Source organism: Natronosalvus caseinilyticus (genome assembly GCF_017357105.1).
In the GTDB taxonomy this organism is placed as follows: Archaea; Halobacteriota; Halobacteria; order Halobacteriales; family Natrialbaceae; genus Natronosalvus; species Natronosalvus caseinilyticus.
This window is the reverse complement of the sequence record NZ_CP071596.1, coordinates 768067-786224: the sequence shown is the minus strand read 5'-3', so window position 1 is coordinate 786224 and position 18158 is coordinate 768067. Positions and strand designations below refer to the sequence as shown.

Annotated in this window: 21 protein-coding genes and 1 tRNA gene; 9 read left to right on the top strand and 13 right to left on the bottom strand. The window is 67.5% G+C overall.

Annotated elements, in window-relative coordinates; genetic code table 11:
* Positions 1-46 precede the first annotated feature (46 nt).
* From J1N60_RS03805 to J1N60_RS03785, 5 genes are all read left to right on the top strand, one after another.
* On the top strand, positions 47-1798 hold the full coding sequence (locus J1N60_RS03805; RefSeq protein WP_312910831.1) for an excinuclease ABC subunit C: 1752 nt from the start codon (positions 47-49) through the stop codon (positions 1796-1798).
* A 95-nt stretch (positions 1799-1893) separates the two neighbouring features.
* The gene (locus J1N60_RS03800; protein ID WP_312910829.1) at positions 1894-2388 is read left to right on the top strand and encodes a GNAT family N-acetyltransferase; all 495 of its coding nucleotides are present in this window, start codon (positions 1894-1896) and stop codon (positions 2386-2388) included.
* Positions 2389-2464: 76 nt separating this feature from the next.
* On the top strand, positions 2465-2758 hold the full coding sequence (locus tag J1N60_RS03795) for an SUI1 family translation initiation factor (RefSeq protein ID WP_254158939.1): 294 nt from the start codon (positions 2465-2467) through the stop codon (positions 2756-2758).
* Between the two features lie 124 nt (positions 2759-2882).
* On the top strand, positions 2883-3152 hold the full coding sequence (locus J1N60_RS03790; RefSeq protein WP_312910826.1) for a hypothetical protein: 270 nt from the start codon (positions 2883-2885) through the stop codon (positions 3150-3152).
* A 264-nt stretch (positions 3153-3416) separates the two neighbouring features.
* On the top strand, positions 3417-4601 hold the full coding sequence (locus J1N60_RS03785) for an MFS transporter (RefSeq protein ID WP_312910825.1): 1185 nt from the start codon (positions 3417-3419) through the stop codon (positions 4599-4601).
* Positions 4602-4705: 104 nt separating this feature from the next.
* Here the strand turns inward: J1N60_RS03785 and J1N60_RS03780 are convergent, their stop codons facing one another.
* Positions 4706-5170 (bottom strand): hypothetical protein, encoded by a 465-nt coding sequence (locus tag J1N60_RS03780; protein ID WP_312910823.1) that lies wholly within the window; start codon positions 5168-5170, stop codon positions 4706-4708.
* 134 nt (positions 5171-5304) lie between these two features.
* Between J1N60_RS03780 and J1N60_RS03775 the strand changes: the two genes are divergently transcribed.
* Complete coding sequence (locus J1N60_RS03775) at positions 5305-6243, top strand: DUF7983 family protein (RefSeq protein ID WP_312910821.1); 939 nt, start codon at positions 5305-5307, stop codon at positions 6241-6243.
* Between the two features lie 58 nt (positions 6244-6301).
* Here J1N60_RS03775 and J1N60_RS03770 read toward each other — a convergent pair whose 3' ends face one another.
* From J1N60_RS03770 to J1N60_RS03755, 4 genes are all read right to left on the bottom strand, one after another.
* Positions 6302-7147: a hypothetical protein gene (locus tag J1N60_RS03770; protein ID WP_312910820.1), complete on the bottom strand. Its 846-nt coding sequence runs from the start codon at positions 7145-7147 to the stop codon at positions 6302-6304.
* A gap of 159 nt (positions 7148-7306) precedes the next feature.
* Positions 7307-7882 (bottom strand): uracil-DNA glycosylase, encoded by a 576-nt coding sequence (locus tag J1N60_RS03765; RefSeq protein WP_312910819.1) that lies wholly within the window; start codon positions 7880-7882, stop codon positions 7307-7309.
* A gap of 67 nt (positions 7883-7949) precedes the next feature.
* A complete protein-coding gene (locus tag J1N60_RS03760) occupies positions 7950-8867 on the bottom strand; it encodes a hypothetical protein (protein WP_312910817.1) in 918 nt (305 codons plus the stop codon).
* A 67-nt stretch (positions 8868-8934) separates the two neighbouring features.
* A complete protein-coding gene (locus tag J1N60_RS03755) occupies positions 8935-10023 on the bottom strand; it encodes a saccharopine dehydrogenase family protein (protein WP_312910815.1) in 1089 nt (362 codons plus the stop codon).
* Positions 10024-10150: 127 nt separating this feature from the next.
* On the opposite strand from J1N60_RS03755, the gene hjc reads away from it, so the two are divergent.
* Positions 10151-10672 (top strand): Holliday junction resolvase Hjc, encoded by a 522-nt coding sequence (hjc, locus tag J1N60_RS03750; RefSeq protein ID WP_312910814.1) that lies wholly within the window; start codon positions 10151-10153, stop codon positions 10670-10672.
* A 103-nt stretch (positions 10673-10775) separates the two neighbouring features.
* On the opposite strand, the gene J1N60_RS03745 is transcribed toward hjc, so the two are convergent.
* The gene (locus tag J1N60_RS03745) at positions 10776-10982 is read right to left on the bottom strand and encodes a zinc ribbon domain-containing protein (protein WP_312910813.1); all 207 of its coding nucleotides are present in this window, start codon (positions 10980-10982) and stop codon (positions 10776-10778) included.
* Positions 10983-11042: 60 nt separating this feature from the next.
* Between J1N60_RS03745 and J1N60_RS03740 the strand changes: the two genes are divergently transcribed.
* Positions 11043-11303: a DUF8143 family protein gene (locus tag J1N60_RS03740; protein WP_312910812.1), complete on the top strand. Its 261-nt coding sequence runs from the start codon at positions 11043-11045 to the stop codon at positions 11301-11303.
* 28 nt (positions 11304-11331) lie between these two features.
* Here the strand turns inward: J1N60_RS03740 and J1N60_RS03735 are convergent, their stop codons facing one another.
* The 6 genes from J1N60_RS03735 to J1N60_RS03710 form a co-directional block, all read right to left on the bottom strand.
* Positions 11332-13167 carry an acyl-CoA dehydrogenase family protein gene (locus J1N60_RS03735; RefSeq protein ID WP_312910811.1) on the bottom strand — a complete coding sequence of 612 codons (1836 nt, stop codon included), beginning with the start codon at positions 13165-13167 and terminating at the stop codon, positions 11332-11334.
* A 144-nt stretch (positions 13168-13311) separates the two neighbouring features.
* Positions 13312-13941 (bottom strand): SWIM zinc finger family protein, encoded by a 630-nt coding sequence (locus J1N60_RS03730; RefSeq protein ID WP_312910810.1) that lies wholly within the window; start codon positions 13939-13941, stop codon positions 13312-13314.
* Between the two features lie 93 nt (positions 13942-14034).
* Entirely contained in the window at positions 14035-15036 is a 1002-nt protein-coding gene (locus J1N60_RS03725; protein ID WP_312910809.1) for a M48 family metalloprotease, read from the bottom strand.
* A 43-nt stretch (positions 15037-15079) separates the two neighbouring features.
* Entirely contained in the window at positions 15080-15799 is a 720-nt protein-coding gene (locus J1N60_RS03720; RefSeq protein ID WP_312910807.1) for a rhodanese-like domain-containing protein, read from the bottom strand.
* A gap of 143 nt (positions 15800-15942) precedes the next feature.
* Positions 15943-16015 (bottom strand) — tRNA-Gln (locus tag J1N60_RS03715).
* 65 nt (positions 16016-16080) lie between these two features.
* Positions 16081-16671, bottom strand: a complete 591-nt coding sequence (locus J1N60_RS03710; RefSeq protein ID WP_312910805.1) for a cupin — start codon at positions 16669-16671, stop codon at positions 16081-16083.
* A gap of 151 nt (positions 16672-16822) precedes the next feature.
* On the opposite strand from J1N60_RS03710, the gene J1N60_RS03705 reads away from it, so the two are divergent.
* Entirely contained in the window at positions 16823-17416 is a 594-nt protein-coding gene (locus J1N60_RS03705) for an IMP cyclohydrolase (protein WP_312910803.1), read from the top strand.
* Between the two features lie 79 nt (positions 17417-17495).
* On the opposite strand, the gene J1N60_RS03700 is transcribed toward J1N60_RS03705, so the two are convergent.
* Positions 17496-18089: an NAD(P)/FAD-dependent oxidoreductase gene (locus J1N60_RS03700; RefSeq protein ID WP_312910801.1), complete on the bottom strand. Its 594-nt coding sequence runs from the start codon at positions 18087-18089 to the stop codon at positions 17496-17498.
* Positions 18090-18158 lie beyond the last annotated feature (69 nt).

The following is an 18158-nucleotide window of genomic DNA, read 5'->3' as shown; positions in this document are numbered from 1 at the left end:
GGACGGTACACTGAAACCCCTCGCCCGACTAGGGGCGTCGATAGCGATGGACGTCGGGACGCTTCGCGAGCGAGCCAGCGACCTGCCCAGGGAGCCCGGCGTCTACCAGTTTCGAAACGGCGAGGCGACGCTGTACGTCGGTAAGGCCGTCGACCTCCGCTCGCGGGTGCGCTCGTACGCGGACCCGCGGAGCGCCCGCATCAGGCGAATGGTCGACCGCGCCGACGACCTCGAGATCGCCGTCACCGACACCGAGACCCAGGCGCTGTTGCTCGAGGCCAACCTGATCAAGCGCCACCAGCCCCGGTACAACGTCCGGCTGAAGGACGACAAGTCCTACCCGATGGTGCAATTGACAGCCCACGAGGCCCCGCAGATCGAAATCACCCGCGACCCGGCCGAGGCCGCGACCGTCTTCGGCCCGTTCACGAACAAGGGACGGCTCGAAACCGTCGTGAAGGCCCTGCGGGAGACCCACGGCCTGCGCGGCTGCTCGGACAACAAGTACGCGGGCCGCGACCGCCCCTGCCTCGACTACGAGATGGGGCTCTGCAGCGCCCCCTGCACCCGCGAGATCGACCTCGAGAGCTACCGCGAGGACGTGCAGTCGGCCGTCCGGTTCTTCGAGGGCGAGACGGGCGTGCTCACGGACCCCCTCCGGCGGGGGATGGAGACCGCCGCCGAGAGCAAGCAGTTCGAGCGCGCCGCTCACCTCCGGGACCGCCTCGAGACCGTCGAGGCGTTCCACGGGGACGCCGACGACGCCGTCCAGTCGATGGGCGAGGGACAGGAACACCTCGTCGACGTCGTCGGCGTCGCGATTCGCGGCGAGGACGCGACCGTCGCCCGCCTGCGATCCGACCGCGGCAAACTGGTCGACCGCGACCGCCACACGCTCGAGGTACCTGCGACCGACGACGAGGCGGAGAGCGCTGTCCCAGCCGTCCTTGCGGCCTTCCTGGTCCAGTACTACGCCGAGCGACAGCTGCCGGACGCGCTGTTGCTCCCCGAGCGCCACGGCGACCCGGAAGTAGCCGCCTGGCTCGAGGCCGAGGGCGTGGCCGTCCGCGTGCCGGGCGCCGGCCGCGAGGCGAAACTCGTCGAACTGGCGCTGAAGAACGCTCGCCAGAACGTCGGCCGGCGGGACGAGTGCGGCATGCTCGCCGACTCGCTGGGCCTCGAGCGCGCCAGGCGCCTCGAGGGGTTCGACGTGAGCCACGCCCAGGGCTCGTCGGCGGTCGGCAGCAACGTCGCGTTCGACGACGGAAGCGCCGACAAGTCGGGCTACCGCCGAAAGAAGCTCACCGACGAGAACGACGACTACGCCAACATGCGTCGGCTCGTCACCTGGCGCGCCGAGCGAGCCCTCGACGGGCGGGACGACCGGCCCGACCCGGACCTGCTGGTGATCGACGGGGGTCGAGGACAGCTGGAAGCGGCGCTCGAGGCCCTGGAGGACGTGGGCTGGGACGTCCCCGCCATCGGGCTGGCGAAAGCCGAAGAGCGCGTCGTCACGCCCGATCGAGAGTACGACTGGCCGCGGGACGCCCCGCACCTCCACCTGCTCCAGCGCGTGCGCGACGAGGCCCACCGCTTCGCCGTCCAGTACCACCAGACGCTACGCGACGAGGTCTCGACGGTGCTCGACGACGTCCCGGGAATCGGGCCGGAGACGCGAAAGCGGCTGCTGGGACGCTTCGGCAGCGTCGAGAACGTCCGGGCGGCGAGCCTCGAGGACCTGCAGAGCGTTCCTGGCGTGGGCGAGCGAACGGCGCAAACGGTCAAGGAGCGGCTGTGAGCGGTCGTCACTGTGAACGGTTGGTCAGCAGGTCGATTCCGACCGTCGATACGAACCCCGACCACCTCTTTGGTACTCGATAACGTAGACCGCGTATGGACGCCGACATCCGCCCGGCCACGGCCGACGACCGCGAGGCCATCCGCGAACTCGCCCGCGAAACCTGGCACGATACGTATACGGAACTCGATCCCGACGAGATCGACGAGACCGTCGACGCCTGGTACAGCGACGAGGATCTCGAGCGCGCGCTCTCGACGCCCGGCACGACGATGCTGGTCGCCGAAGCGGGTGAAGGTGGAATCGTGGGGGTCGCCCACGGCGTCGTCCAGGAGGACGAGGGCGACGTCCTCCGGCTGTACGTCCACCCCGACCACCAGCGCGAGGGCATCGGGACGGCCCTCCACGAGCGCCTCCGCGAGAACCTCGAGGACTTCAACATGCGCCGTATGCGGGCGATCGACCTCGCGTCGAACGCCGACGGGCGGGCGTTCTACGAGGACCTGGGGTTCGAGAAAACCGGCGAGGGCACGGTCGACATCGGTGGCGAGTCCCGTCGGGAGGTCGTCTACACGCTCAATCTCGAGTGACGTCTCGTTCCCTCGAGTGACAGTCAATTCGGGCGAGAGACAACGCTTTGGCACTCGAAGACGTAGCACACCTACCGTGTCAAACGACGACCTCGACGACCTGCTCGACGAACTCGACTCCCACGACGACCTCACCGTCGCCGAACAGGTGCTCACGATTCGCCTCGAGAAGCGCCGGTACGGGAAACCCGTCACGATTCTCGAGGGGTTCGACCTCTCGACGGCGGACCTGAAATCGACCGCGTCTGAACTCAAACAGGCGCTCGGGACCGGTGGCACCGTCGAAGAGGGCCGAATCGAGCTTCAGGGAGATCATCGCAGTCGGCTGCCGCCACTCCTTCGCGAGCGCGGGTTCCAGGTCCAAGAGTAGCGGTCGTATCGAATCCGCCTCGACAGCGTCGTCGAGCGTATATTTTCGAACGTGCACGTGGAAGTACCACTCGGTATCGGAAAATCCCGTTGAATTTTTGATGCTATCGGGAGTGGGTACCGGCATGGTAACCGACGAAGAATCGGCCAATTCTGACGTATCGTTCAGGACGCGCCTCGCAAGGGTGGTCGTCTCGGTCGTCGTCCTGACCGGCGTGACCGTCGTTCTCGGATACGGCGGTTGGCTCCTCTTAACGCTCACTGCCAGGGTCAGCGGATTCGATCCGAAGACGGCCGATGGCGAGTTACTCCGCGATCGGTTGCTGGCGTGGCCCGACCGCAACAGAGAGGTCATGCGCTCAGATGGCAGAACGAGGCTCCCGTGGAAACCGTAGGTGACGGCGTCGACGGCGATTCACGACGTGGTAGAACGGAGCCTCCCCCGGGTAGTTCAGTGGTAGGTATTCGTTCACCGTCTCGGCCCCGACGACCAGCCGGCGGATCACGGTCTGCCGCAACCGACCGTACTTTGTCGCGCGATTCAGTAGAGGTACACGACCTCGACCTCGAGCGACGGCGGAACAGACGTTGGAAGCTGCGACGCAGTCACCCGTGCTGCCTCGAGGGACCACTGACGACAAGAGACGAAACCGACGACGATGAATCTGCTGAATCGATGGCGCTACCGGGAGACCGTCCTCGCACTCTGTACGCTCGCGTTCTTCGCGACGATGGTCGCCCGCCTGGTGATCAGCCCGGTCGTCACCGACGTCACCGACGCCTTCGGCGTCTCGAACTTCGTCGTCGGCATCGCGCTCACCGGCCTCTGGATGACCTACTTCCTCGCGCAGTTTCCCAGCGGCATCCTGGCCGACCGCTTCGGCGAACGACCCGTCATCCTGGTCGCCGTCGGCGGCACGGCCGTCTCGAGCCTCCTCATCGCCGTCTCCCCGGCGTTTCCGATCTTCCTGCTCGCGACGCTCGTACTCGGCGCCGTCGCAGGCCTCCACTACAGCGTCGCGACGACGCTCCTGACCCGAACCTACGACAACATCGGCTCCGCCATCGGTGTCCACAACGGTGGCGGCCCGCTCGCCGGCCTCGTCGCCCCGGCCCTGGCCGCCTGGGTCGCCGTCGTCCTCGGCTGGCGCTACGCCATCGCCCTCGGCGTCGTCGCCGCCGTCCCGATATTCGTCCTGTTCTCCCGCTACGTCGAACCGACCGAGCCGCGCCGCCCCGACCAGCCGATGCGCGACCGGTTCGAACTCGAGCCCCTGCTCGAGGTGCTCTCGCGTCCGCCCATCGCGTTCACCGTCTGTCTGGCGATCCTCTCGGCGTTCGTCTGGCAGGCGCTGTCGTCGTTTCTCCCCACCTTCCTGATCGAACACCGCGGTCACTCCCAGACCCTCGCCGGCATCGTCTTCTCGGCGTACTTCGTCGTGCAGGCGATCACCCAGGTCGGCGTCGGCGCCGTCTCCGACCGCTACGGCCGCGACCTCGCCGCCGCCGGCTGTATGGTGCTCGGCTCGAGCGGTCTCCTGCTGTTCGTCTTCGGCCCCGGCTTTCCCTCGATCGTCCTCGCCGTTTTGCTCGTCGGGACGGGCCTGGGCTGGGGTGCAGCCCTGCTCCCTCGGATCATGGACAATCTCACGGACGAGGAGCGCGGGGCCGGCTTCGGCCTCGTCCGGACCGTCTACGGCGTCGTCGGCTCGCTCGGCTCCGTCGCGACCGGCCTCTTCGCCGACGTCCTCGGCTGGAACGTCGCCTTCACGATCCTGGCCGGTCTCCTGGTCGTCGTCCTCCTCGCGCTGGTCACGAATCGGGCCCTCGGCCTGGGTTACTGATCTGCCAGATCCCTCGAGAAGATCTCTTCGGGGATTCTATCGATTCGGGTTATTACTATAGAAATGTAGTTTCGTCGACCCATGGAGCCGAAGCGACGGAACCGTCAGTGCTCCTCGTTCAATTCCCGTTCCTTCGTGACCGTCTGGTCGCCCTCCGGCGGGGCGTCCTCGATGTCCGCGGGACGAGACGCGCCCGAATCCTCGGTTTTCGCCGTATCAGTACCAGCTCCGCCCCCGCGTGCGGCGTCGCCCGCCTCCCGCTCGTCCCAGGACGGCCCCTCGCTCGAGGGGAACGCCTCGAGTCGAATCGTCTCGTCGACCGCACGGACGTCGCTCTCGTGGAGCGGGACGGCGTCCTGGGGGTCGGACGACCAGCCGAGGGCTGCCCTGAGCGAATCCACGATTCCCGGGTCCGGTTCGACGAACGCGGTGTCGTCCTCGACCGAAACGACGACGCCGACCGCCGTTCCCTCGTCGTTTTCGACCGTCTTGCCGACGTCGTCAGCCGTGAAGGTGGCGCACATACACTGGGCTAGCCCCGCCTCGAGCGAATAGTGTGGTGCCTGCATCGGCTGGCAGGGCCGGGGAGGGGCGTCCCGTAGACGCCGTCCGTCGTCGGCGTCGCCATCCCATCGTCGGAAGCGGGTCGCCACCCGGCACACACGCGGCAATGGCTTTTCGAGGTGGCCGTCGACCGTTCCCTATGGACTGGAATGCCCTTCGCGACGCGTGTAGAAGCCTCGAGCCAGGAGCCGAACTCGTGACGCCGGTCTCCGAGCGTGCGTTCCGGATCACCGACGCCCTCGAGGATCGACTCGTGATCCAGTTCGTCGACAGCGGCGAGGAGCGCCCGCTCCACCGCGAGCAGTTCGACGTGCTGGCCGAGCAACTCGAGGGCGGCCCGATCCCGCTCGCGGAACTCCCACCGGGCGTCGAGCCGTACGCGAGCGTCCTGAGTCTCTCGGTCGAGCACGTCTCCGACGGCCAGACCCTCGAGCGTGCCCCGGAGGAGGCCGTCGCGGGCGAGAGCCCGCACCTCGTCCCGCCCGAAGACGCCCGGACGAGCCTCGAGCGGGTGCACGACGACGCCACCCTGCTCGCCGATCAGCTCGAGCGCCTCGAGCGGGATGGTCGCGAAGAGCCGTCGACGCTCGACACGGAGACCCTGACCGACCTGTACGTCCTGCTCTCGGACGTCCAGCGAGGGTCCGACCGGGTGCGGCGAACGACCAGTGGGACGCTCCTCGAGCGACTCGGCCCCGATCAACAACTCCACGGTCGCTTCGGGACGGTCCGGCGAACGACCCGCGACCGGCGCCAGCCGAAGGACGAGGACGTCGTCCTGGACGCCCTCGACGAGCACGGCATCCCCCACGAGTGGGTGCTCGGGGTCGACTCCGACAAACTGGACGTCGTCCTGGCGGTCACCGACCTCGAGCCCGACGCCGTTTACGACGTCGAGCAACAGGTGTACGTCCAGAAGACCGGCGTCGACGAGGGCGAGAAGTACTCCCGGCTGCAGGGGCTGGCCGAGCGCCTCGAGGACGTCGACGCGGAAACCGCCGGCCAGATCGACGAGTCGCTCTACGACGACCTCAGCGACCTCGAGCAACGGCTCGAGGAGGCGCTCTCGTCGGGGTGATCGGGTGGCGGTGCGACTGGTACCTCCTACCCCGGGCTAGAACGACGGAGGGTGTCTCCTACCGGTTCGATTCGTCGTCCTGCTCGTCGGTACCGCGTTCCGTTCGGCGCTCGTCCTCGTCGCCGCGTTCCGCCTCGGCGTCTTCGGAGCCCGAACGCTCCGAGCCCTCGAGTCCCTCGCGAACCGCGTCCGGTTCGACCGCCGCGTCGGTCCGCTGGCCGACGTCCTCGCCCGGACGAACCTCGGCTTCCGGGTCGCTGTCCGTGAGTTCCGTCGGATCCACCTCGAGTTCCCGGCGCTGGGCTTCCTCGATCTCCTCGAGTTCCTCGAGGTCCGCGGCCGGATCGACCGACCCGCTCGAGTCCCCGTCGGCGAGCGGATCCGTCTCGTCTGCGGCGTCGATTTCGCCGACGGGGTCCGTGACGTCCGCCGGATTGCCGGCTGGGTCCCCCCGTCGTTCCTCGTCGCCGTCGATTCGTTCGCCCGCGCCCGCCCCCGGGTCCGGATCCTCCTCTCCGGGCGGCGGCGACGGCTCCTCCTGGTCGCCTGTGACCGGTTCCCCCGGCGTGTACTCCTCGTCCGGAGCGGGGGTGTTCTTCCCCGAGGCTTCCGACGATGGCAACTCCGAGTCGGCCGGGTTCGCGTCGCTCGTCAGGTCCTCTCCGGGGAACGACGGGTCGAGTCGAACCGCGTCCTCCGTAACCCGGTCGACGGCGTCGTCCGCGAGGGGGACGGCGTCTTCCCGGCCGCCCCACCCGAGCGCGGCCCTGGTGGAGTCGGCCATCTCCGGGTCCGGTTCGACGTAGGCCGTTCCGGGGTCGACGGCGGTGACGATACCGACCGTGTCTCCCGAGGCGGTCTCGACCGACTTGCCGACGTCGTCCGCGGTGAATACTGGACTCATACGAGTCGGTCTAACACAGCCCGTTCGAAGTGGTTCGTGCCTGCATGGTCTTGCCTCGACCATCCCCTCTATTCGCGTTGTAATCGCCCTTCACGAACCGCCCTCAACGTTCCCCACGAACCGCCGTTCGTACCCCTCTCGAACCGCCATTCGCATCCCTCACGACTGCTCGAGCACCTGTGAGAACGCCCGCGAGAGCGCCGACTCGATTTCGTCGACCTTGCTGCGGTCATAGAGCGCCGCGGCCGGGTGAAACGCGGGGACGACGGTTCGCCCGTTCCAGGAGAGTGTCCGGCCGCTCAGCTCTGTGATCGTCTCGTCCGTGTCGAGCAATTCCCGCGCCGCGAAACTCCCCAGCGGCACGACGACCGACGGATCGACGCGCTCGAGTTCGGCGTCAAGCACCGGCCGCCAGGCCTCGATCTCGGCGACGTACGGGTCGCGATTCTCCGGCGGTCTGACCTTGACCAGGTTCGTGATGTAGCACTCCCCCCGGTCGTGCCCGATCGACTCGAGCGCCCGGTCGAGCTGGTCGCCGGCCTGGCCGACGAACGGTTCTCCCTGCTCGACCTCCTGTTTTCCTGGGGCCTCCCCGACGAGCATCACGTCGGCCGACTGCGATCCGACGCCGGGAACGAATCGCGAGCGATCGACGTGTTCGTCCGGAACCGCGTCGAGAACGTCTGCAAACGTCTCCTCGAACGCTCGATCGGTGTTCGTATCCGTATCGCTCATGTGCGGGTCGACGCGCTCGAACGAGAAACGGGTGGTCGCTGCTCACGCAACCTGCGGACCGCGGTGATCAGCGTGAGCCCTCGCCGTCCGAGTGCGAGTCGTCGTGGTCCGATCCAACGTCCCGATCCGATCCGACGTCCCCGGTCGCCGGGTCGTACCGAAGGACGAACGCACCGTCGGCGTCCTCGTCGCGCGAGACGCCGGGAACCTCGAGTAGCGGGGCCTCGAGCACGTCGCGTCGATTCTCGATCGCTACGCGTCGATGGGGTTCGTCGATCGACTCGAGGAGGTCGTCGATGCTCGTCCGCCCACGTTCGGCCAGCGTCACGAACGCCGAACGGGCGGCTCGTCGCTCGGCCGGCGAACGGTCGACGGTCTCGATGGCGTGTCGGGCGCTTCCGATCGACCGGCGGGCCGAGGCCGGATCCAGGACGTCCCGGCCGTCAGCGTCTTCCGGACGGTCGATCACGGGAGTTTCCTCGTAGCGCCACCGTTCGCCGAGGTCCTCGTCGCCCGAGCGCGCGACGGTCGGCAGGGCCCCGAGGTGATCGCGAACGCACTCGGACCACCACCGCTCGGCCGACTCGTAGCCCGCGGGGACCTCGCTGTAGGTCGCGTCGATTACCTCCGCGGCCGTGGCCTCTCCCCAGTACCGGAGGAACGAGAACGCCGCACGGACGGCCGACGCCTCGTCCGGTCGCAGGTCGCGCGACTCGAGCGCCCGTTCGACCTCGTCGGGGGTGTCAATCCGGTAATCGCGCGCGCCGACGGGGGTCGCCTCGAGGACGCGTCGCCCGCTGTCGGTGAGTCCGTACCCGTCGTCCCCGCGGTTCACGAGCGCGTTGTCCGCGAGGTGCTCGAGGCTGTCCGCGACCTCGTCGGGCCCCGTATCGAGGCGGGCCGAGAGCGCCTCGATTCCCGCGGGGCCATCCTCGAGTGCCTCGAGGATCGTTCGATCCCGATCGTCGAGCGTGTTCGACGGCACGCGAGAACGTCCACCGCCGGGGCACCTAAGTCGAACGCCGGCCGTCGAAAGGTAACGGTTTCGAGGATCACTCGGCGGGCATCGCGCCCGACTCGATCTGTTTCTCGTCGTCGTCGAACGACCCCGACGCGCGCTCGAGGTCGAAGACGAACTCGGGTCCGAACGCGCCCGCCGGCGTGCAGAATCCCTCGTCGGCGTCGCCGGCGAGCACCCGTCGGGCCGCCGCGACGGCGCCGTCGACGGTCACCACGTACGGGTCGGGCGTCTCGAGCCGCGAGACGACGCGCACGTCGCCCTCGCGCGCCTCGCCCCAGACGAGTGCCGACCCTCGCTCTCGCGCCCGCTCGGACGGCCCCTCGCGGACGAGGTCGGCGGCCGCCTTCAACGCCCGCTGGACGGGATCTCTCGCGAGCACCGGGGCGAGCAGCCGGTGCGATTTGAGACCGAGCCGGGCGGGCGGGGGCACCATCGCGTACACTTCGACGTTCGGCACGCCGGTCGTGTAGTACGCCGCCGACACGTCGCCCATGGGCACGGTGACGGCCGGTCGTTCGCCGTGCCCGAAGTCGAGCCATCGCGTCTGCCACCCGGCCGGGACGCGCTCGAGGTGGCCGTTCCGGCGAATCGCACCGCCGGTGTCGACGCCCTCGACGACCGTTCTGAGCGTGCCGACCGACGGCACCCGGATCGAATCGACCCCCAGCGCGAGCGCCGAGGCGCCGGGGAACCGCTCCGCGAGGTGGGCGGCGAGGCAGTCCATCGCGATCACGGAGAACCCCGCGGCCGGGAGCAGCGTCACGCCGGCCTCGCGGGCGTCCCCGTCGCGGTCGTGAATCGACTCGATGACGGGAATTTCGCCGGTGACGTCGACGTAGTCGGTTCCGGTGCGGATGCAGGCCTCGACGAGCGGGTCGGCGGTGTTCGAGAACGGTCCGGCGCAGTTCAACACGCACTCGATGTCGTCGAGCGCCTCGGCCACGGTCGACGGATCGTCGAGAGCGAACCGTCGGCCAGGGCGCCCGAGTTCGTCGACCTGGTCGACTACCCGATCGCCGTCTCGACCGGCGAGGATCACGTCGACGCCTCGATCGACGGCCGCCTCGGCGACGAGCGACCCGACGAACCCGTACGAGCCGTACAGCAGGAGCGACGACATACCGACGCGTTCCACGACCCGACGGTTAAACCGTTGGCTGGCGTAAGCCGACGGCGCCTTCGACGGGTGGTTGGTGGCCTCGGCTGCAGTCGGCCGGTTTATAACGATTCGGTGGCGAGAGGGGGACATGTCTCAGGCGAAGGGCGACCGCCGGGAACGCGAACTCGTCAACCTGCTCGACGAGGCCGGGTTCGCCGTCATGCGAGCGCCCGCCAGCGGCTCTGCGACCGAACGCGAACTGCCCGACGTGCTCGCCGGCGACGGCGAGACCTTCTACGCGATCGAGGCCAAATCGAGCGCCGGCAATCCCATCTACCTCACCGGCGAGGAGGTCGAGGCGCTCATCTACTTCGCGCAGAACTTCGGCGCGAAACCCCGTATCGGCGTCCGGTTCGACCGCGAGGACTGGTACTTCTTCCACCCCGGCGACCTCCACGTCACCGACGGCGGGAACTACCGCGTGAAAAAGGAGACCGCCGTCGCCGAAGGCACCGACTTCGACGAATTCGTCGGCCGCTCGACGAAGGTCACCCTCGATGAAGTCGGAGACGCCACTGATCCGGGACCGGATCCCGAAATCGTGCGCGTCCTCCAGGCGGTCGAGCAGGGCGTGATGGACGTCGAGGAGGCGGCCGCGATGCTCGAGTAAGGCAGGGACGGCGATACTCAAGTAAGCCGCCAGTCGGCGTCGATGCTCGAGTGCCGTCGAGTCGAGATGGAGGTCTCGAGTCGAAACGGTAACCTCGAGGCGCTCACCCCAGGAAGAGGTCGATCATGTCGTTGCTCGAGTTACCGCGGTACAGTTCGGAGTACCCGCAGTTGGTACACGAGACCACGCGGAACCGCCGGTTCTGGATGTCGAAAATCTTCGAGAGGCCGGTGCCGGAGGTGGCGATGTCGTCGACTTCCGTCTCGGTGTGGCCGCACTTCGGACAGCCCTTATCGCGATCGGAGACCATACGCCCCGTTCGTGACGGATGGTTGAATACTTTATTGTCGCTGGACGTCGAATCGTACCCATGACCGCCGGATTCATCGCCTTCGTGCTCCTCCTCTCGCTACTGGTTCCGCTCGTGCTCTACGTGCTGATCAGCGACGAAACCACGAACCCGGAGGTCGTCAATCGAGAGACGGCCGAACGCGAGGCGATGAGCCTCGGCGGACGCGGAAATCGGAGTCCCACGGAGGAAAGTGAAAACGATCGAGCCGGGTCGATAGCGGACTCGAGCGAGCGCGACGAAACCGACTCGTGGGGGTACAGCCGCCTGGAGGACGAGTGAGAGGAGGTCGGGGGATAAGGGACGACGGTCAGTCCTCGAGTGTCGTCGGATCGATCGACTCGTAGCCGACAATCGCGTCGAAGTGCTCGAGCACGAACCGGTCGCCGCTCGTGATCCCGCGGGCCGCCCGATTGTCGAACTGCCGGTCGACGAATCGCCGAGCGACGAGTGCGAGGCGGGCATCAGGACCGCCGCCGTCGCGTCCATCACGCCGACCCTCGAGCGCACGCTGGGCCTCCTCGAGCAACAGCGCTGCGGTGAAGACGTCGAAGACGTAGTGAGTCAGCTCCTTGGCCTGGAGTTGGGCGTACTCGCTATCCTTCGTCGCCAGGTCAGCGAGAGCGGTTCCGAGGTCCTGAAACTCCCTCTCGACCGCCTCGGCGGAATCAGCGAGGAGCGGATGGGAGACGGCCTCGAGACGCGCCTCCACGACTTCGAGGAACGGTTCGTGAGCGGCCTCACGCTCGAGCGCACGGAGCACGTCGAGCGAGAGGACGTTCTCGGTTCCCTCCCAGATGGGGAGCACCTGCGCGTCGCGCAGCAGGCGGTGCGTGACGAAGTCGTTCACGTAGCCGTTGCCGCCCTGGATCTCCATCGCGTAGGAGGCGGTGTCGACGGCCATTCGGCCCGTCCGGGCCTTCGCGATGGGGATCAGGAGTCGCATGAGTCGGTAGGCGTGTTCTCCTTCGGTCTCGAGTTCCTCGAGACGGTCGTCCGGAATTTCGAGGTCCCCACGCGCCGCCCGCTCGGCCCGCTCCCGGATCGAGAACAGCCGCGCGGCCTCCATCGTGAACGCCGTCGCCGCCTCGTGATCGACGGCCATGTCGACCAGATCGCGACGCATCAGCGGGTGCTGGTCGATCGGTTTGCCGAAGGCCTCCCGGTTGGCCGCCCTGACTTTGCTCTCGAGGAGCGCCCGGCCAATGAGGCCGCACGACGCTGCAGCGTTCGAGAGCCGCTCGAGGTTGAGCATCTCGGCCATCTGCCGGAACCCGTTCTCCGGTTCGCCGACGAGAAACGCCTTCGTACCCCGGAACTCGACTTCGCCCGTTGGAACCGCGACGGTCCCTAGCTTGTCCTTCAGCCGGCGGTACAGCTGATCGTTCAGTTCCCCCTCGAGTTCGTGTGGAACGAGAAACAGCGAGAGCCCGCTCGTGCCGTCGGGTGCGCCTTCGATTCGGGCGAGCGCGAGCGTCCCCTGGGCGTCGATATTCGAGCAGAACCACTTCTCGCCGGTGAGGCGGTAGCAACCCCCCTCCTCGTCCCACTCGGCGCGGGTTTCGGTGGCGCCGACGTCGCTGCCGCCCTGCTTCTCGGTGAGGAACATCGCCCCCTCGATCAGGTCGTCGTATGCGCGGCTCGTCAGGCCGTCGTAGTAGGACTCGAGGCTCCCGTCGTCGAACTTCTCGAGGACCAGTGCGGAGCCGGCGGTCATCGCGACCGGGCAGTCGAAGCCGACGTCGGCGTAACAGAGCAGGTACTGCATCGCGAGATTGTGCGCCAGGGGCATCGGGTCGTCGCGACCGGGTGGCGCCTCGAACGCGTCGGCGACGATTCCCGACTCGTAGACCAGGCGCTCGTTCTCGAGCTGTTCGGGCGGGTAGCGAACCCGGTTCTGCACCTCGCCGTGTTTGTCGTAGGGCTCGAGTTCCGGCCCGTGATCGTCGATCACGTCCGCGTTGTCGGCGACTGTGTGCCCGACGAGGTCGCCGAAGGACTCGAGGCGCGGGCGGGCCCACTCGAGTTCGTCCGCGGTGTAGATGCGGGCGACCTCGCGCTGGAGCGTCCGGTCGAGGGTCCAGTAGTTGACGTGGCGACCCTCCTCGAGGGCGCCGTAGTCGATTCGGTCGTCCGTGATCGTCATACTCGAGTACTCGGATTCGGACGACGATAAAACGGGGCGAAATCAACGGGTAGGGCGTTGCGCCTCGTTTTCGGCAGTCGCTGGCGCCCTCGGGGATGAGAACGGGTTCAGAGGAGGCCCAGGCTCGGACCTGGAGGCTCAGGCTCAGACCTTCTCGAGGCGCGTCCGCGGGAAGACGTACACGCGCAGCGACTCGGGAACGGGGCCGTTTCGAGCGACCGTTGCGTGGGGGTACACCGCGCCGACGACCGGCACGTCGGGGTCGTAGCGCCTGTTGGTGACGTAGTCCGCGACTGAGGTGTCGGCGGCGCTGATGTGGACGGCGTCCGCCCGAAGGTCCGAGACGTCGACGACCGTCAGGCGGTCGCCGGTTTCCCGGTCGCGGACGCGGTCGCCGGGGTAGACGGCGTGCTCGTCGCAGTAGGCCGGACCGTCGGCTTCCGGGCCGTCCTCGTCGACGAACGTCGGGTCGCCACAGTCGAAACAGGGGACGGCGAGCTGGCCCGGCGGCGGCGTCCGTCCCTCGGTAATCTCGATGGCGATTCGGCGGACGTGCTTACACCGGGCGTCCCGGAAGACGTGATCCGGGCAGGTACACCGGCCGGCCTCGAGGTCGACCAGGTAGGTTGCGCCGCTGCCGGCCTCGACCTCGTAGAGGCCGTCGCCGAGCGGGAGTACGGACATACGATCGGTTCTCGCCCGGACCGACCGGTCGTCGAGGTGTCGGCGGGGCGGGAGGGGGAGCGATGCTTTCGGTGACGCGACTGTGTTCATGGATGCGTCGATAGTGGTGGATTCGGTCGTCGGGCTATTCGACAGTAATAGGGGCTCGAGCACCCTAAACCCTCGGTCAGCCGATCTGACTGTTCAGGACAATTCGGTGCGCGGGCCGTCTCGAATCGACGCGGACGCGGAGAGGGCTTCGATGCGGTTCGCCGTCGGCGGGTGCGTCCCGAAGAACCGCCGCTCGAGGCGGTGCAGTCGCGCGCGGAGCCACCAGAACGACGGTTCGACGTCGCCCTCTGGCCCGAGCATGACCTTCTCGAGTTCCGCTGGCTCGAGGGGCAGGATCGACAGCGAGGATATCCCCGAAACGGCTCGCAGGTCGCGGTCGGGCGTCTCGGCGATCGATCGGTCGAGGCGTGCGAGGGCGCTGGCCAGGGCTGCAGGCGACCCGGTGACGTCGATCACGGCGCGGTCGGCGGCCCGTTCTCGTGCCCGCGAGAGGTGTGCCGTCAGGAACCGACCGACGAGCAAGACGACGGTCGACACGAGTCCCAGCGGGACGATGACGACGACGAACCAGCCGGGGTTCTCGAACGCCGTGATTCGCGACCGGACGCCGTCGGCAAGGACGACGGGGAGTGAGATCGCCGTCATCACCATCCCGTCCCGGTTCGCGACGTGGGCGAGTTCGTGGGCGATCACCGCCTCGAGTTCAGCGGGATCCTCGAGGGCGTCGAGCGTTCCCGTCGAGAGGACGAGGTGCATGGATCGGGGACAGAGTCCGACGAGAGTCGCCTCGGGGGCCGACCGTGGCGAGACGGCGATCGCCGGTGCAGGAACGTCGAGCTGGGCGGCGACTCGCGTCGCGACGCGGTAGAGCTCCGGCGCCGCCTCCCGGTCGACCGGGTGGGCGTCCGCCATACGCTCGATCGTTTCCCGCTGGTGGTACTCGAGGAACCCGATGCACAGGAGGGTCGCGACCGTCACGAGACCGGCGATTGGCGCCGCACCACCGAACCCGGCGGCGAGAAGCGCCCCGTAGAAGATCAGCCAGACGCCGGCCAGGAACGCGACGGTCACCGCGGCGAGCGCAACGACGGAGACCGCCATCCGGGTGGAGAGTACGAGTCGATCGGAGGGCATGCGAACCGGTACAGAATCCGAGGTGAAAAACGTTGAACGTCCGTCAGGCGTCCACGACGCCGCTCGTCAACTCGCCGAGGGTCGCCTCGAGGGCGTAGTCCGGTGCTTCGAGCGACAGAACGGTGTCCTCGTCGACGTCAGCGAAGCGGACGAGGAGTTCGTAGGAGCCGTCGGCCTCGACCTGCGAAATTTCCTGCTGGGACTCGTCGAGTGTCGAGAGCCAGACGTACTCCCCCTCGTGGTCCGGCGAGGATCGGCCGACGATCTCGTAGGTCGGGATGGACTCGGCGCTCTCGCCTTCGATCGGATAGCCCGCGTCGGTCCACCCGTTGTACCCCTCGTCGAGCGCGTAGACGTTCTCGAAGCCGTTCGCGAGCAGTTCGCTCGCCCGGAGGACGGCCAGCGAGTGCGGGCACCCGCAGTAGGTGACGATCCGGGTGTCCTCGCTCCACTCCGTCGTGGGGTCGTCCTCGACGCCGTCAGGCGCCGTGCTCAGGTGTGCCCCTTCGATGTGCGAGGCGCCGTACTGTCCCGCCCCGCGCGTGTCGAGGAACTCCGCCTCGTCGGCCTCGTACCACTCGTAGGCGTCCTCGAGCGGGACCAGCGGGACGGTCTGGCCGCCCTGCGATTCTGTCTCGTAGCCCTCGTCGGTCGTCGCGTCTCCACCGGGCGAGTCCTCGTCCTCGAGGATCGATCCGAGACAGCCCGATAGACCCGATATCGAAGCGATCCCGACCGCCTCGAGAACCGTACGTCGTCGCATACGGGTTTTCAGGTCGTGCCACCGTCTAAACCTTCTGGTGTACACCCCGCTTCTCGGCAGTAATTTCGATGAGAGAACCCCTTCATTTCGAGTGGAAACCGCTAGCAAGGGCTACGATCGAACTCGAGTCGAAGTGTGAGAAGTAGACCCACCAGGATTCGAACCTGGGTCGAAGCCCCCAGAAGGCTTCAGGATTGGCCGCTACCCCATGGGTCTGCGAGCGCAGAACCAGATTCGCGCGGCCACTACTTATGGCTGTCGTCTCGGGCCGGGCGGGACGATCATTGCTCGGAAAGGGGTGGCTCTTCGAACGTCTCCTCGCAGTCGCGACAGCGAACGACCGCCGACTCGATGCTGCCGTCGACGCCTGTTCCTCGAGCGAACGCGAGGTCCTCGCCCCCACAGACGGGGCAGCGGCCAGGGTCGAACGTCCTGTCGCAGTTCGGACACTCGAACGTGACCGTCCCCTCGTCGGTTCGCAGTCGCAGGGGTTCGTTCCCACAATCCGGACAAGAGGCAGGTACCCGGACGTCCTCGGATTCCCGTGGTGCGCCGAGTGCCAGCACCACCAGTTCCGCGTCACCACCGTTTTTGCCGGACTGAAAGGTTCCGCAACCGAATCGCACCGCCTCGTGTTCCGCGACGGTCACGATACCCGACAGCGTCTCGAACGTCGCAACGCCCGACAGGACCACGAACACCTCCTCCTGATCGAGGTGTGCGTGCAAGCCACCCGGAAACTCCCCGCCTGGCGGGATCCGGTACTCGTTGATCGCGAGGTCCGACGTTTCAAGTGCCCTCGAGAGTTCCCGCCGCCGGCCACCGTCGGCGAATTCGACGGGCTCGAGGGCGTTGATCTCGACGGGTTGCATACGCGAGCGTTTCGCTCACAGGATGATAAAATCGGGGGCGGGACGACTGACAGCGGGTGGGAGCGCCCGGCCGACATCGGTGGCGGTGCTGAAGCGGGACGGTCGTGCATACATCGACACCTATTTTCCCTCGAGATACACACGAACGCGTATGTACGTCGGACGATTCGTCGTCGTCGGCCCGGACGCGGGCGCCTACCGCGTCTCCTCCCGCTCGTTTCCCAATCGCCAGATTACTGCCCGCGAGGACGCACTCACCGTCGGCCCCACCCCCGACGCGCCCGAGACGGACAACCCCTACGTCGCCTACAACTGCCTGCGCGTCGTCGAGACGCCGACCGGCGAAACGGTCGCCTTCGGCAACGGCTCCCACGTCGACCCCATCGCGGAGAAACTCGAGCTTGGCTACCCCGCTCGAGACGCCCTCGCCACCGCGTTGCTCGCGCTAGACTTCGAGAAAGACGACTACGACACGCCCCGAATCGCGGCGACCATCGACGCCGACGGCGAGGCTCTGATCGCCACCGTCCGTCGGGACGCCCTGCTCGTCGAAACCGTCGAGGAGCCGACACTCGTGGCCACCTACGAGAAAAATACGCCGGAAGTGTTCGAGTTCGAGCCAACGGACGCCCTGGACGCGGCGAGCGAGGTACTCGAGGCCGAGTTCGAGTATGCGGTCTGTGCCGCTGGCGTCGTCCGAACCGACGAGGGGTTCGAGACGGCCATCGACAACGGCGAGAACTGAATAGAACGGGTGCAGTCTGCCCGAGTCTAGAACCGAATACGGAAGCGCGAGTCCGGAACTCGAGCGTTTCGAGAGTACGTTACTCGTCGCCGTCGTCCACCAGCGAGCCGAACAGCGACTTCGCGTCGTCCGGCACGTCGAAGTCGTGGTAGTGCTCGCCCTTCTCCTTCGTCAGGATGTTGAGCGCCGCCGCCGCACCGTCGCCCGCCGAGATGACCGCCTGCCACTCCTCGGCACGCCCCATCGCCCCCGTCGCGTAGGCGTTCTCGAGGCTGGTCTCCATCGTGATATCGACGTCGACGACGTCATCGTCCGTGAAGTCACAGCCCAGGTCCTCCGCGAGGTCGCGGTTGGCACCCGTCGCGAGCACGAGGTAGGGGGCCGTCTCCTCGCCGTCTTCGGTCGTGACGCGGTAGCCGTCGCCCGTGGACTCGACGCCCGTGACTTCCACGCCCTGCTGACGGTCGACGCCGAAGTCGTCGACCTGCTCGCGGAGGGTCTCGAGGTACCGGGAACCGTCCATCGACTGGACGCCCGGGTAGTTGAACAGGTGAGCCTTGTGCATCCACGTCGCGTCCGTGTCGTAGACGGTCGTCTCGAGGCCGTTCTTTCCGGTGAACAGGGCCGCGCTCAATCCGGCTGGACCGCCGCCGACGATCAGTACGTCCGTCATGGGTTGAAATTACACAGGAACGCGAATAAGCGTGTGGAAGGCGGCGAACTGGTCTCGAGTGTCCGTTCC